This is a genomic window from uncultured Fluviicola sp., from assembly GCF_902168135.1.
In the GTDB taxonomy this organism is placed as follows: Bacteria; Bacteroidota; Bacteroidia; order Flavobacteriales_D; family Crocinitomicaceae; genus Fluviicola.
This window is the reverse complement of record NZ_CABHOL010000020.1, coordinates 1-13,557: the sequence shown is the minus strand read 5'-3', so window position 1 is coordinate 13,557 and position 13,557 is coordinate 1. Positions and strand designations below refer to the sequence as shown.

Sequence of the window (13,557 nt, the reverse complement as noted above, 5' to 3'; positions counted from 1 at the left end):
AAATCGAAGTCGCCTTTGTTTGAAAAGAATATAACTAAAAAACCCTGGTCTAGGCTAAGCCAGGATCAGGGTTTTCTGTTTGTTGTTGATTGAACGCTATTCATAAATCGAGAGTTCTCCTTCTCTTTTTCAACAACTACCTAAACTGAGAGTGAACTACTTTCAAAATTTCCACTTCATGTGTTCCATTCGGGAAGTCCCACATAATCTTATCCTTTTCCGCATAACCGATTAACGCTGAACCCATGGGGGTCAGGATGGAAATGCGTTTTTGCTCGGAGTTTGAATGTTCCGGTAAAACCAATTGAATTTTCATTACCCCAAATGGGGTTCCTACATCTACAATACTGTTTAAGCGAATCACATCTTTCGGGAAAGAGTCGGGATTTTCGATGATTTCTGCCGTTTTGAGCTCTTCTTTTAATCTAAAAATACAACTGTTCATCAGATTCGCAGATTCAGCAATAGGATGAATCAACGCTTTAATGATTTCATATTCCCTTTTATCTAAAATTATTCCTGAATATTTCATGTTAAAAATTCACTGTTTTTAACTCCCCGATTACCCCGGAAAGCGCCTCTTTTGCATCCGCAAAAAGTAAATGACAGTTATCTTCACCGAATAAGCTGTTTTCTACTCCCGCATAACCTTTGCTCATTCCACGTTTAATCACCACCACCTGCTTTGAATTGTAAGCCTTAATGATCGGCATTCCGAATATCGGGCTGGAAGAATCGGTCTCGGCCGCAGGATTTACAACGTCATTTGCACCGATAACAATAGAAATATCGTAAGATGACATGTTATCATTTACCTCATCCATTTCGCGCAATTTATCGTAATGAACATCTGCCTCAGCCAGCAGAACATTCATGTGACCGGGCATACGCCCTGCAACAGGGTGAATGATGTAATCCACCTCTATTCCCTTGGATTCCAGGAGCTGTTCTAACTGAGTGCAAAGATGCTGAGCCTGGGCAACCGCCAGACCGTAACCCGGGATAATCGCCACTTTGGATGAAAAAGCAAGATTGGTAGCCAGTTCACCGATGGAAGTCCTCGTAATTTCCATTTCCGCACCGCTTGTGTTATTACCGATTACCGCATTTTTGAAGCTTCCTGCCAGTACATTCCAAAGCGAACGGTTCATGGCTTTGCACATCAGCAAGGTTAATAACACACCTGCCGACCCCACAAAAATACCTCCCGAGATCATCAATAAATTATGGAACATAATTCCAGCTAAAGCCGTTGCAACGCCTGTCAGTGAGTTCAACAATGAAATCACCACCGGCATATCTGCTCCTCCTATCGGGAATACAAATACCACTCCATATAGTGTTGCCAGGGAACCTAACAAAATAATTTCCTGTATCAAATTCAACTGCAGTAGCTGGTAAGAAACCAAAAACGGAACTGCAATCATAGCGACCAACAATAAACGGGATGCAATCGAGACAAAAGGTGTCCGAATATCTTTCTGCTTACCGGATAATTTCAGGTAAGCTATCACGCTTCCCGAAAATGAAGTGGCACCGATCATCATGGCCGTCATTAATACTACTTCTGCAACGCGGTCTACCTGATGTCCATAATACAACTGCTGTCCTTCAATAATTCCAAGCAACAATGCACACCCTCCACCCATTGCATTGAAATAAGAAACCAATTGCGGCATTTTGGTCATCTCGGCTTTATCGGACATCCGCTTTCCAAGGATCGTTCCCAGTAAAATGGCAACAATGATCAGTATCAGGTTAATGGTTACAGGACCACCGAAAAAAGTATGAATAACCGTAACCACAATGGCCAGGGTCATTCCCGAACCGGCAATTATATTTCCGAGTTTTGCGCGTTGAGGTGAACTTAAGAACTTAAGTCCTATGATGAATGAGATCATCGCCAGAAAGTAACTTACTTCCAGTAAAATTGTCATAATTGTTTGTTTGAATGTAAATGAGTTATTTCTTTTTTGAGAACATGGACAGGATTCTGCCCGTTACGAAGAAACCTCCTGAAATATTCAGGGTTCCCAATAGAACGGCAAGAAAACCCAGCGTGAGATTCAGATAATCATCCGAAGGTACGTGGTACATCGTAATAATGGCCCCGGCCAGAATGACCCCATGAATCGCATTCGCTCCTGACATCAGGGGAGTGTGTAAAATTGCAGGGACATTTGAAATAATTTCAATCCCCAGGAAAATACATAAAAGGATAAAGTAAATGGGAGCCTGTCCTCCTGAAATAAAATCTAACATACCGTGTCTTTAAGAAGTGATAATAAACGTTCGTTGACCATTTCCCCGTTCTGGACAAGCATACTTGCTGTAATGATCGGGTCCTCGGTCCTGGAAATGGCATCCAGTTGCGTATAATGCTTCAGGAAATTGAAATAATTCGTTGCCAGCAATTGAGATGCTGTTTCCGGTAATTCCCTGGACAAATACGAATTCCCAACAATCATCACTCCCTGATGGCCAATCATTTTTTGATCGATCGTCAATTCACAATTCCCCCCTTGTTCTGAGGCCAAATCGATGATAACAGCACCCGCTTTCATTTTTTCCACGCTGGATCTTTCAATCAGTAAAGGCGCTCTTTTCCCGGGAATATTTGCAGTTGAAATAACAATCCCGGCATCAGAAACATATTGATCGATTAAAGCACGCTGCTTTTCCAAATAATCTTCCGACTGTTCAATAGCATATCCTCCGGCATTCAGATTTTCACTCGCACCGGCTACTTCAATGAAATTTGCTCCCAAACTTTGTACTTCTTCTTTTGCGGAGCTCCTCACATCAAACACATTGACAACCGCTCCCAAACGTTTTGCAGTTGCAATTGCCTGCAAGCCTGCAACTCCCGCTCCGATAATCAACACTTTAACCGGTCGTATAGTTCCGGCAGCAGTCGTGAACATCGGAAAAACAGAACCATACAACTCAGCAGCCTTGATCACCGCTTTGTATCCCGAAATCGAAGCCATGGAAGACAATACGTCCATTGCCTGGGCCTTGGTACTTCTGGGAACCATGTCCAGGCTGAATACCGTTAAATTCGGGTTCCTGAATTTCTCAAGCTCCTTTGTGCGGAACAGGGGGTTGAGTACAGAGACAACCATTTTTTTAGAATTTGGCTGAAAGGGGGCATCAAATGAATTGATGATTGTTATTATGTCAAGTAATTCCAAGATATCTTTCCGATCCATTAAAGCGGCACCCGCATTCATGTAATCGGCATCTGAAAACCCCGCTTTCTTACCAACTCCGCTTTCGAAGTAAACTTCAAAAGACAATTCCTTTATTAAACGCTGAACAACCGCCGGGACTAGACTTACCCTTGTCTCTTGCGTGTGTTCTTTTAGAATTCCTAATTTCATATTCTTCGATTAGGATCACGGGAATACCCCGCGATCATTATAGGTTAACTCGATTCGCTTAATTGCCTCAATGTACGCAGCTGTGCGGAGATCTGTCTGATAAGCTTCCGAAGTTCCAACCACCCGGCTGAATGAATCAAGTATCTTCTTTTCCAAACGGGTGATAACATCTTCAAATTCCCAGATTTCTCCGCTTCTGTTCTGAAGCCATTCGAAATAACTTCCGATCACTCCCCCGGAATTACACAAGATATCCGGAATAATGTCTACTCCTTTTTCACGAAGAATAGATTCCCCCTCAGGTGTTGTCGGACCATTTGCTCCTTCAGCAATCACTTTTGCCTTTATCCCGGCAGCATTTTGTTCCGTGATTTGGTTGCCTAAAGCTGCTGGAATACAGACATCACAATCCACTGCAAAGAAATCATCATGAGTCAGTGGAACCGCTTTTGGGTAATTAGCGATCACCCCGTTATTTGCTTTCATGTAAAGCAATAAATCTGTGGGATCTATTCCGTTCTCATTGAAGATCGAACCGGAAGCATCTTGTACAGCTGTTAAAATTGCCCCATTATCGTGCATGAAAACAGAAGCCCATTGTCCCACGTTTCCAAATCCCTGGACAATGTATTTTTTTCCCTTAAGTGTCGTTTTTCTCCATTCGGCCCAAGCTTTCAGGGTAACAACGACTCCGTAACCTGTTGCGCGGTCTCTTCCTCTTAGTCCTCCCGAATTTACCGGTTTGCCTGTAACTACATGTGAATATTTGGAACGCTCATTCGGTTGTTTCGTAGACATGTACGTATCTGCAATCCATGCCATGATCTGAGCATTGGTATTGACATCCGGCGCCGGGATATCATACTCTGGCCCGATATTATCACCTAAAGCATGTGTAAAACGACGCGTAATACGCTCCAACTCACTCATGGAATACTTAGAAGGATCGAGTTGAATTCCTCCCTTGCCACCACCATAAGGCAGACCTGCTAAAGACGTTTTCCAGGTCATCCAGATAGCCAAAGCTTTGGCATCATCCAGTTCAATAGCGGGATGATAGCGCAATCCGCCTTTGTACGGACCCAGTGCATTGTTGTGCTGTACACGGTATCCTGTGAATACTTCTACAGAACCATTATCGAGGCGCACCGGGAAGTGAACAACTATTTCGTTATTCGTTTGTGCCAGAATTTTGCGAATATCCGGATTCAAATCCATGATATCCGCTGCTTTATCAAATTGTTGATGAACGCTATCGATCATCTTCGGTACTTGTTGTTCCTTGGTTATCATATTATCAGTTATTGAACATTTTCACAATTAAAAATGAAGATTTCCGGAGAATAGTAACAGCAATCGCTCTTCAGTGAACAAAACTCACAAAGCGATACTTTCTTATCTGAAACAGCTTCATTACTAGGGGTTAAAAAAAGTGTACGAGCTGCCGAGAACACAACCATGGATTCATACTCAGAGCATTCCCAGGTAACTTCATCAGCAGAGTAAAGCGTACAATTTTTAGCAAAATGACAGGATTCACAGATCCCTTTTCCAAATCGATTCATCTTTCATATTTAAATCGTTGGAAAGCCTTTTTCAGAAAGTGTGCCAAGGGTTGGCATAGAAAATTATAATCAATTCAACTAATTGATTATAAACGAATTGATCGGTAAATTTAAGTATAATGCCTGGTCCTGAAATTGAGTAAAAATTACCCACCGCGTAAAAATTACCCGGTATTATTTGATCTTCTGACCAAGTGTTTTTCGGTCAATGCCCAAGATTTCGGCTGCTCTGGTTTTATTTTGACCAACCGCGTCAAGCACTTTTAAAATGTACTCGCGCTCCTGTTCTTTCAGTGTTTTGAACGAAGGTGATTTCTCAGAATATGCCGGCATCGGAACTTTTAAATATTCCGGTAAATCTTTCACATCGATTGTTCCCCTTCCCATAATGAGGGAACGTTGCACGATGTTCTCCAACTCACGTACATTTCCGGGCCAGGAGTGGCGCTGCAGGATATCAATCGCTTCGTCGGTAATTTTAGGCATACTGCTTAATTCGGAACCATGTTTACGCAAGAAAAAATGGACCAGCAAAGGAATATCTTCCTTGCGTTCACGGAGCGAGGGCATTTCGATATTCACCACATTCAGTCGGTAATACAAATCTTCCCGGAATGTTCCCTGCTTCACCATTTGCTGCAAACCGGCATTCGTGGCTGCAATGATGCGTACATCTATTTTTTCGGCCTTTGAAGAGCCTATCATGGTAATTTCCTTTTCCTGGAGCACGCGCAGTAAACGCGTCTGGACATTGTGGGAAGCGTTTCCAATCTCATCCAGGAAAATAGTTCCCTGGTTTGCAGCCTGGAAAAATCCCACCCGATTGTCCATTGCACCTGTGAAAGATCCCTTCAAAAAACCAAAAAGCTCACTTTCTAACAAATTCTCCGGGATTGCTCCGCAGTTCACACTGATAAACGGTGCTTTGGAACGATGTCCACTGTAATGAATTGCACGAGCTACCAGCTCCTTCCCCGTTCCGCTTTCACCCTCAATGAGCACAGTTGCCGAATTGTTCTTTATCAACTGGATCATATCCGCCAGTTTCTTCATAGCATCCGAACGACCGATCATTCCCAAAACGGCAAAAGGACTCGGATTATCCAATTGCTTATCCCCGGTCGATTCCCGATGCTTCTTCCTGTTCTTCTTCAAACAATTTTCAACGGATTGACTAAGCTCCAGTTGTGTAAACGGTTTTACCAGGTAATCGATTACTCCGGATTTTACCGCTTCCACTGCGCCTGAAATCGAGGGATACCCCGTCACAACCAATACCGGTAATTCGGGATAATGTTCTTTCACATACTGAACCAATTGCATCCCGTTTATTTCCGGCATCTGCAAATCGGTAATTAATAGGTCAAGGGAAGTATGTTTTAGTACTTCGATCGCATCCGGAACATTGCTTGCTCTAAAAGTAACCATGTCCATTCCTTTCAACTGGCGCTGAAGCAATTCCAACATTTCCAGCGAATCGTCCACTACCAAAACACTTTCCCCCTTCATCCCTCTTGTTTTTTAGGCAACACTATTCGAAACTGTGTTCCTTCGTTTATTTTCGATTTAACAAAAATACTTCCTTTATGTGATTTGATGATCCCATGCACCACACTCAATCCCAATCCCATTCCATCTCCAAGTTCTTTCGTTGTGAAAAAGGGTTCAAAAATCTGGGCGATCGTTTCTTCATGCATACCTGTTCCGAAATCCTGGACGATCAACTCGGCACTATCACCTTTATCCTGAGTTTCAATGATAATTTTTCCATTTTCCGGAGAAGCGTGCAATCCATTATTAATTAAGTTAAAAACCACCTGGGTGATTTGAACGGGATCCAATTGGATAATGATCGGATCATTGGACAAATGGGTTTCCAACACGATTTTCTTCCCTTCCAGGGAAGGTTTGATCAGTAAAATCGTTTCCCTGATTACCTCATTGAACGAGACAGATTCCAACCGTTGAGGTAATTCGCAGGAAAAATACATCAGCTTTTTCACCACTTCCCTGGCGTGAAGTGCAGCGTGTACAATTTTCTGCGCATCTGACAGCGTTGCAGGGTCCTTCGAATCATCAATAATCAACTGCGAAAATCCTAAAATACTTCCAAGAGGCGTATTCAGTTCATGGGCAATTCCTGCCGTAATTTCTCCAAGTACTTTTAAGCGGTCATGATGCCTTAAACTTTCGAGGTATCTTAACTCTCTGGATTTAATCTCATGGTGCTGAATATACAGCGAAAGATCCATGGCCAGTTTCTCCAGCAACCTGTATTCTTCTTCCAAAAAATCTTTTTCCGTAAATGGGGGCGCCGGATAATAAATCCGGATGCGGCCATTTCCCAGATCACCAATCCGGATAATTTGTTCCTGGAAAACATGTTTATGGGGTTCTTCAGCCGATTTGTACCAGTGCGTGCGGACCTGGATGTGGCAAATTGCAGCTGTTTCGTGTTTCCATGCTTTCGGAATTCTGTGAACGATTTCATCAAGCACCTGATCGAAGTCTTTCGTAGAATCAAGTGTTATTTTTGCAATATCATACAAGCAGCTCAACTCTTTCAAGCGTTCTGCCAGAATTTCACTTTCAGAATTTCCCATATTCACTGAATAAACTTATAATTTTCAATCCAGGTAGAATCTGTTACATCGTAAAGCAATTTCCAAAAACAGGTATCCACGATATAATCAAAATCCAGCTGCCTGATGTTGTAGCGTTTTGCCAGGTATTCTTCCTGCTTCAAACTTGGTCTTATCCTGCCAAGGCTCCACCCCGCCTCATTCTTTCCATGATACGGCCAGTCTGAAAAACGGATCTTCCAAAGACTGTCCAGTGCAGGACAATAAGCGATCTCCGCGCGAATGGTATCATTGACAAAAACACCTCCGATAATCTTATTTTGCCTGAAATAATCGATTTTCCCGGGATTGAACGGGCTGGGCCAATATCCGCTTAAGACTTTGATGAATTCATCCTTGCTGGTGAAAACTCTTTTTGCCCGGAGAATGCCGTCATTGGAATACCTCATAGCTACAAAGCTAACAACACTTGAATTTGCTCCGATAGAAATACGTGCACCAAAAACGATCCGATAGGAAGGCTGTTCGACTTTCGAAAACGAAAACGAAAAAAGAAGCAGCAAAATGAGGATGCAGTATTTCACGATCAAATTAAACGCAATGAATAACAAATTTGTTACCAAAAAAGCGAATAATTCAACTCAATGCCAATCAATTAGTATTAATAGTGTGGAAATTCAATCAAACCGAATGACCTTTGTAGGTGTTACCAGGGCATTGAGGCGGATATCTGTAGGAAGTACATCTTCTATTTTTGATTCCGGATCGAAGTAATGCAGTCCGATGAAAACACAGTTCGGTGCACATTTACGCAGGAAACGATCGTAAAACCCTTTGCCGTAACCAACCCGGTTTCCTTTTACATCTGCTGCCAAAAGCGGAACAAATACGATATCGAACCGGTCTGCGGCAATAACCTTTCCTTTCTTGGGTTCGGGAATTCCTTTCTGGTTCACTTCCAGCTGGTCAGTAGATTCAAACAGGTAATGACGCATTTCCATACTTTCGAAATTGGTCTTCGGAATGGCTACGGAAGCACCGATTCCCAGTGCTCTTTCAAGAAGCAAATAAGTGTTTACTTCCCGTTGTCTTTCAATAGGAAGAAACAAAGAAATCATTTTTTCAGAAAGCTGAAAATGAGTCAACGTTTGCTCAACAATTGTCTCGGAAAGCCTTTCTATCTCGCCGGGAGAAAGTTGAAGCCTCAGCTCTTTATACTTTTGACGCAAATCTGCTTTTGTCATACCTACTCTTTTGGACCAATGCTTAATTCCGAAAACGGATTACTTTTCGGTAGAAAGTTCGTATCCTTAATTTGTGACTGCTAGTTATCAATTGGTTGAAGGAATAAAATCCGGTTCAACAATTCAAGTATTTTCGGCTAAATTAGTTGAAAGACAGTAATTAAACAAAAGTGCATGAAATTTATGTCTCAAGTGTTTTTTAACAAAAAAAACCAGGAAGCTTTGGCAGATGCTTTCTTAAGTAAGTATATTTACACTGTGTATAAAAGATTGCGTTTATTTTCTCTCATTTGTTTTTTGTCACTAAGCAGTAACCTGGTGGGAAATCTCATATGGACCTTTATGGAAGAAAAACAGGCTGTCAGCCTGGCTTCCGAAGAAGATGATGACAGTGAAGAACGTGATTCGGACACGGATGAGAACAATAATGGAAGCAGTAAACGTGGAATTAATCTCCTGGAAGAAGAACTCCATCTGGCAGAAAACACTTCTCTTTCAAGTTTCGAAATCGATTTTAATCTATTGCAGAAAAGCTCTTTTTCAATACTCAGGGACAAAACCAACGGTTCGGAAAAAGTCCCTTTGGATAACCCTCCCGAAATCGGATAATCATTCAGCTAACGTGATGCATTAGTTTATTCATTATCCATTTTTCATGAAAAATTTATTCAAGACCTGGAAGCAGGATATTCCTGCAGGTTTGGTCGTATTTTTAGTTGCGGTACCGCTTTGCCTTGGTATTGCATTGGCCTCCGGTGCCAATCCGTTTGCAGGATTAATTGCCGGGATTATAGGCGGACTTGTAGTTGGTGCTATTTCCGGTTCATCTATCGGGGTTTCGGGTCCGGCTGCTGGTTTGGTAACAATTGTAGCCCCGGCCATTCTCGACCTTGGTTCCTTTTCGATATTCCTCAGTGCTGTAGTTATCGCCGGAGTGCTGCAAATAATTTTCGGGATCGTTAAAGCCGGTTATCTTTCTTACTACTTCCCAAACGTGGTGGTGAAAGGAATGCTGGTTGCAATCGGTTTGCAGATCATATTTAAACAATGGCCGCACGCACTGGGCTATGATAAAGACTATGAAGGTGATGAATCCTTCTTACAAGCGGATGGTGAGAACACGTTTTCCGAACTATACCACAGTTTAGGCTATGTAACTCCATCTGCCCTCATTGTTTGTGTAGTATCCATTCTGATACTTATCCTTTGGGATAAAAAAATGATTCAGAAAACATTTCTGAAATTCGTTCCCGGGCCATTAATTGTTGTATTGATCGGAATCATTGCTACTGTTTCCCTGGATGGCAGCAGTTGGGCTATTGAGATCCAGCACCGGGTAGATCTTGGAATTGCAGGAAAACCCATAAAAGAGTTTTTTACTTTCCCCGATTTCACTCATCTTGCAGATACGCGAATCTATGTTATTGCATTTACGATAGCAGTAGTTGCGAGTCTGGAATCTTTATTAAGTGTAGATGCTTCGGACAAGCTGGACCCTAAAAAACGCGTTACACCGGTAAACCGGGAATTAATTGCCCAGGGAATCGGAAATGTACTTTCAGGAGCAATCGGTGGACTCCCGGTGACACAGGTTGTGGTGAGAACATCTGCAAATGTAAATTCGGGCGGTACCAATAAACTGGCAGCTATTACGCACGGTAGCCTTATTGTATTATCGGTATTGCTTGTACCGTTCCTTTTCGGGTATATTCCGTATGCATCATTGGCTGCCATATTGATTATGGTAGGATTTAAACTGGCAAAACCTTCGGTTTTCAAAACCGTTTACAAGCAGGGATGGCTGCAGTTCATCCCTTTTATCGTAACAATCGGATGTATCATTTTCACTAACTTATTAGTGGGCGTTTTATGTGGTTTAATTGTTTCATTCCTTGTAATTTTATACCATAATTTTAAACTGTCTCATTACTTGGAAAAAGATGGAGAAAACTACACCATTCGATTAACGGAACATATGACCTTCCTAAACAAGGCATCACTACTAAAAACATTGACCAACATCCCGAATAACGTAAAAGTTACGATTGACCAGCGGGACGTAAAACACCTTGCCCATGATATCATGGAATCGATAGAAGATTTCAAAATAAGGGCGAAAGACAAAAACATTGAAATTGAAATATTAACACCAATAGAAACAATATGAAAGACATCTTTGAAGGAAACAAGAAATGGGTAGAAGATACATTGGCAAAAGACCCCTCTTTTTTTGATCATTTATCACAAGGCCAAAAACCCGAATATTTATGGATAGGTTGTTCCGATAGCCGCGTTCCGGCAAATGAAATCGTGAACCTGCCTCCGGGAAGTATTTTCGTTCAGCGCAACATTGCAAACCAGGTAATTAACTCGGACATGAACTTATTGAGCGTAGTTTACTATGCTGTAAAATACCTGAAAGTAAGGCACATTATGGTCGTAGGCCACTACGGTTGCGGCGGTGTTGCTGCAGCTATGAGCAATAACAGTTTCGGATTCCTTGACAATTGGCTGGTAAGCATCAAAAATGTCTACCTAAAAAACCAGGCTGAATTGGAAGCAATCTCTGATATGGAGGAAAGAACAGACCGTTTGGTAGAATTGAATGCTATCCAGCAGTCCGTGAACATGGCAAAGATCTCTTTCATCCAGGAAGAATGGCAGCAAGGAAATCCGTTGGAAATCCATGCGCTGGTATACAGTCTGAAAGACGGGTTGTTACGAGATATGAAAACAACGATCAACAGCGCAACTGATCTAAAGCCGGTTTTCCAGTTTTACCAGTTCTAAGCAATGATAGAAGAGACAATCCTCCAGCTGGAAGAACTTTTTGAACCTTTCAGGAATGCAAAACGTGCTCAGACTGCCAGTGCTTATTTGAGAGATCAGTTTCCATTTATCGGAATGAAAACCGAGATTCGGAGAGCTGCTCAGAAAAGCTGGATTGATTCACTCAAAATAATTGAAGACAAAAATCCCGACAGTTATCGGGAAAAATGGTTAATCATTCGCGCTCTTTGGGAAAAAGAAGAGCGCGATTACCAACATACCGCTATCGACCTGCTGAATTCCATGCCTAAGAAGTTCTATTCGGAAGACGATGCCCTGGAATTGGAATGGTTACTCAACAACAAATCCTGGTGGGATAGTGTCGATTCCATTGCTTCCAACTATTTGGGAAAATGGGCCTTGTTATTTCCGGAAAAAGCGCGTGAAACCTTTGAAAAATGGCGTTATCATGAATCCTTCTGGCTGCAACGCTCTTGCCTGATTTACCAATTGAAGTACAAAGACAAGGTTGATTCGGTTTACCTGGAAGACCTCATCCGGCAGATGAACAGCAATCAGGAGTTTTTCATTCAAAAAGCCATCGGCTGGTCTTTAAGGCAGCTTTCGAAATACAACCCGCAAGAAGTAACACGAATACTCGGGAATAATCCTATCAAGGGATTGGCTTTGCGCGAGGCGAGTAAATACCTGGATTAATTATCAATTATGAATGTTTCAATTATCAAGGAACTTTCCTTCTTGATAATTGATAATTAATAGATTAGTTTGTTACTTTTCCAAAATGAGACATTACCTCTGAAAACCCACGGCTTTGTTTAAAAAGAAAACACATACTGTATTGGATGAATCCCGGCAAATTGAGCTTGCTCAGAAGGACCACCGGCATTTTGGCCCGCTGTATGAGCGGTATTTCGAGCAGATCTTTCGTTTCATTTTCAAAAGACTGGGAGGAAATGAAGAAGCAGCCGGAGATTTGGTTCAGCAGTGTTTTATAAAAGCGATGGCAAACATCGGCAAATACGAAGACCGCGGACTTCCGTTCAGTGCGTGGCTTTACCGGATTGCTCAAAACGAGGTTAACATGTTCTTCCGGGCTGAAAAGAAGAACTATTCCGTAGAGATAACGGACCGCCAGCTCTACTCCATTTTGGAAGAAAGCGGAGAAGGCTCGGTTCAACAAGCAGATTTGGATCAATTGATCGAAATTATCAATAACTTAGATGAAACTCAGGCAGATTTAATCGAATTACGATTTTTCCAGGAGCTTAGTTTCAAAGAAATTGCTGATATCTACCAAATTAGTGAAGCAAATGCGAAAATGAGGATTTATCGCTTACTGGAAAAGATCAATACAAATTGGAAACGCGAATCATGAGAAAATTTCAAAGAATATCGAACGAGAAATCACAAGAACCTACCAAGGAACAAATGGTACGTTACAAGGATTTTACCTCGCTTTCTCATAAATACGAGCGTTTGGCAAAACGTCCCAAGCGTCCGCTGTATAAAGATCCGAAGCTCTTTTTACTCCTGCTGATCATCGGATTAATGTTCTTGCTGGTATTCCTGGAGTCCTAGAACACCTCTCTCCCTCAGGCGGTAACTTATTAAAATCCTTCAATATCCAATTGCCTCATTGCCACAAATGACTTCAACACCCGCTCTCCTACTCCCGGAACATCAACATGAACCAGGTACACCCCGGAAGCAACAGGAATTCCAGCCTGGTTTGACAAGGTCCAATCCATAAAGGTCATATCATTGTCTTTCTTAAATTGGTTGACCATTTTCCCCGACATGGTATAAATCGTAATCGTGCATACTTCCGGCAGATTCACAAACTTAACGCGCTTGTCCACTTTATTCCGCTCATACTCTGAGAATGCATAGTATGGGTTTGGTACCACATTGATCAAATCCAATGCCGATGCCAATACGTCTCTGCTAGCTGTTGTTGTCTGCAAATCATCCATTGACCAGGAATACATCGGTC

General features: G+C 42.1%; 17 protein-coding genes. 6 read left to right on the top strand and 11 right to left on the bottom strand.

Annotation, left to right across the window (positions count from 1 at the left end; all coding sequences use genetic code 11):
• Positions 1 to 136 precede the first annotated feature (136 nt).
• The 10 genes from QZT69_RS07325 to QZT69_RS07280 all read right to left on the bottom strand — a co-directional run bounded on the left by QZT69_RS07325 (position 137) and on the right by QZT69_RS07280 (position 8,774).
• Positions 137 to 532 carry a GreA/GreB family elongation factor gene (locus tag QZT69_RS07325; protein ID WP_294672412.1) on the bottom strand — a complete coding sequence of 132 codons (396 nt, stop codon included), beginning with the start codon at positions 530 to 532 and terminating at the stop codon, positions 137 to 139.
• 1 nt (position 533) lies between these two features.
• Positions 534 to 1,937, bottom strand: coding sequence for an NAD(P)(+) transhydrogenase (Re/Si-specific) subunit beta (locus tag QZT69_RS07320; RefSeq protein WP_294672410.1), 1,404 nt, complete (start codon positions 1,935 to 1,937; stop codon positions 534 to 536).
• Between the two features lie 25 nt (positions 1,938 to 1,962).
• Positions 1,963 to 2,262, bottom strand: coding sequence for an NAD(P) transhydrogenase subunit alpha (locus QZT69_RS07315; protein ID WP_294672409.1), 300 nt, complete (start codon positions 2,260 to 2,262; stop codon positions 1,963 to 1,965).
• Positions 2,256 to 3,383 carry an NAD(P) transhydrogenase subunit alpha gene (locus QZT69_RS07310; protein WP_294672407.1) on the bottom strand — a complete coding sequence of 376 codons (1,128 nt, stop codon included), beginning with the start codon at positions 3,381 to 3,383 and terminating at the stop codon, positions 2,256 to 2,258. Before QZT69_RS07310 ends, QZT69_RS07315 begins: the two co-directional genes overlap by 7 nt.
• Positions 3,384 to 3,398: 15 nt before the next feature.
• Positions 3,399 to 4,676, bottom strand: coding sequence for a Glu/Leu/Phe/Val dehydrogenase (locus tag QZT69_RS07305; protein ID WP_294672404.1), 1,278 nt, complete (start codon positions 4,674 to 4,676; stop codon positions 3,399 to 3,401).
• An 8-nt stretch (positions 4,677 to 4,684) separates the two neighbouring features.
• Entirely contained in the window at positions 4,685 to 4,948 is a 264-nt protein-coding gene (locus tag QZT69_RS07300) for a hypothetical protein (protein ID WP_294672401.1), read from the bottom strand.
• A 174-nt stretch (positions 4,949 to 5,122) separates the two neighbouring features.
• Positions 5,123 to 6,457 (bottom strand): sigma-54 dependent transcriptional regulator, encoded by a 1,335-nt coding sequence (locus QZT69_RS07295; protein ID WP_294672397.1) that lies wholly within the window; start codon positions 6,455 to 6,457, stop codon positions 5,123 to 5,125.
• Positions 6,454 to 7,551: an ATP-binding protein gene (locus QZT69_RS07290; RefSeq protein WP_294672394.1), complete on the bottom strand. Its 1,098-nt coding sequence runs from the start codon at positions 7,549 to 7,551 to the stop codon at positions 6,454 to 6,456. Before QZT69_RS07290 ends, QZT69_RS07295 begins: the two co-directional genes overlap by 4 nt.
• Before the next feature lie 2 nt (positions 7,552 to 7,553).
• Positions 7,554 to 8,114 carry a hypothetical protein gene (locus QZT69_RS07285; RefSeq protein ID WP_294672392.1) on the bottom strand — a complete coding sequence of 187 codons (561 nt, stop codon included), beginning with the start codon at positions 8,112 to 8,114 and terminating at the stop codon, positions 7,554 to 7,556.
• Positions 8,115 to 8,207: 93 nt separating this feature from the next.
• Complete coding sequence (locus QZT69_RS07280) at positions 8,208 to 8,774, bottom strand: 5-formyltetrahydrofolate cyclo-ligase (RefSeq protein WP_294672389.1); 567 nt, start codon at positions 8,772 to 8,774, stop codon at positions 8,208 to 8,210.
• A 174-nt stretch (positions 8,775 to 8,948) separates the two neighbouring features.
• On the opposite strand from QZT69_RS07280, the gene QZT69_RS07275 reads away from it, so the two are divergent.
• The 6 genes from QZT69_RS07275 (at position 8,949) to QZT69_RS07250 (ending at position 13,142) form a co-directional block, all read left to right on the top strand.
• Positions 8,949 to 9,383, top strand: a complete 435-nt coding sequence (locus QZT69_RS07275; protein ID WP_294672388.1) for a hypothetical protein — start codon at positions 8,949 to 8,951, stop codon at positions 9,381 to 9,383.
• Between the two features lie 46 nt (positions 9,384 to 9,429).
• On the top strand, positions 9,430 to 10,941 hold the full coding sequence (locus QZT69_RS07270; protein ID WP_294672386.1) for a SulP family inorganic anion transporter: 1,512 nt from the start codon (positions 9,430 to 9,432) through the stop codon (positions 10,939 to 10,941).
• A complete protein-coding gene (locus tag QZT69_RS07265; protein WP_294672384.1) occupies positions 10,938 to 11,564 on the top strand; it encodes a carbonic anhydrase in 627 nt (208 codons plus the stop codon). The genes QZT69_RS07270 and QZT69_RS07265 overlap by 4 nt, the downstream gene beginning before the upstream one ends.
• Positions 11,565 to 11,567: 3 nt before the next feature.
• Positions 11,568 to 12,260, top strand: coding sequence for a DNA alkylation repair protein (locus QZT69_RS07260; protein WP_294672381.1), 693 nt, complete (start codon positions 11,568 to 11,570; stop codon positions 12,258 to 12,260).
• Between the two features lie 115 nt (positions 12,261 to 12,375).
• Complete coding sequence (locus QZT69_RS07255) at positions 12,376 to 12,939, top strand: sigma-70 family RNA polymerase sigma factor (RefSeq protein WP_294672378.1); 564 nt, start codon at positions 12,376 to 12,378, stop codon at positions 12,937 to 12,939.
• Positions 12,936 to 13,142 (top strand): hypothetical protein, encoded by a 207-nt coding sequence (locus QZT69_RS07250; RefSeq protein ID WP_294672375.1) that lies wholly within the window; start codon positions 12,936 to 12,938, stop codon positions 13,140 to 13,142. The genes QZT69_RS07255 and QZT69_RS07250 overlap by 4 nt, the downstream gene beginning before the upstream one ends.
• Before the next feature lie 29 nt (positions 13,143 to 13,171).
• Here the strand turns inward: QZT69_RS07250 and QZT69_RS07245 are convergent.
• On the bottom strand, positions 13,172 to 13,557 hold a 386-nt coding region (locus QZT69_RS07245; protein ID WP_294672373.1), incomplete at its 5' end, for a T9SS type A sorting domain-containing protein.

Coding starts and splice junctions, on each gene's coding strand:
- QZT69_RS07320 (WP_294672410.1), bottom strand. CDS start 1,937: ATGACAATTTTACTGGAAGTAAGTTACTTTCTGGCGATGATCTCATTC.
- QZT69_RS07250 (WP_294672375.1), top strand. CDS start 12,936: ATGAGAAAATTTCAAAGAATATCGAACGAGAAATCACAAGAACCTACC.
- QZT69_RS07310 (WP_294672407.1), bottom strand. CDS start 3,383: ATGAAATTAGGAATTCTAAAAGAACACACGCAAGAGACAAGGGTAAGT.
- QZT69_RS07300 (WP_294672401.1), bottom strand. CDS start 4,948: ATGAATCGATTTGGAAAAGGGATCTGTGAATCCTGTCATTTTGCTAAA.
- QZT69_RS07325 (WP_294672412.1), bottom strand. CDS start 532: ATGAAATATTCAGGAATAATTTTAGATAAAAGGGAATATGAAATCATT.
- QZT69_RS07315 (WP_294672409.1), bottom strand. CDS start 2,262: ATGTTAGATTTTATTTCAGGAGGACAGGCTCCCATTTACTTTATCCTT.
- QZT69_RS07265 (WP_294672384.1), top strand. CDS start 10,938: ATGAAAGACATCTTTGAAGGAAACAAGAAATGGGTAGAAGATACATTG.
- QZT69_RS07270 (WP_294672386.1), top strand. CDS start 9,430: ATGAAAAATTTATTCAAGACCTGGAAGCAGGATATTCCTGCAGGTTTG.
- QZT69_RS07280 (WP_294672389.1), bottom strand. CDS start 8,774: ATGACAAAAGCAGATTTGCGTCAAAAGTATAAAGAGCTGAGGCTTCAA.
- QZT69_RS07295 (WP_294672397.1), bottom strand. CDS start 6,457: ATGAAGGGGGAAAGTGTTTTGGTAGTGGACGATTCGCTGGAAATGTTG.
- QZT69_RS07305 (WP_294672404.1), bottom strand. CDS start 4,676: ATGATAACCAAGGAACAACAAGTACCGAAGATGATCGATAGCGTTCAT.
- QZT69_RS07260 (WP_294672381.1), top strand. CDS start 11,568: ATGATAGAAGAGACAATCCTCCAGCTGGAAGAACTTTTTGAACCTTTC.
- QZT69_RS07290 (WP_294672394.1), bottom strand. CDS start 7,551: ATGGGAAATTCTGAAAGTGAAATTCTGGCAGAACGCTTGAAAGAGTTG.
- QZT69_RS07275 (WP_294672388.1), top strand. CDS start 8,949: ATGAAATTTATGTCTCAAGTGTTTTTTAACAAAAAAAACCAGGAAGCT.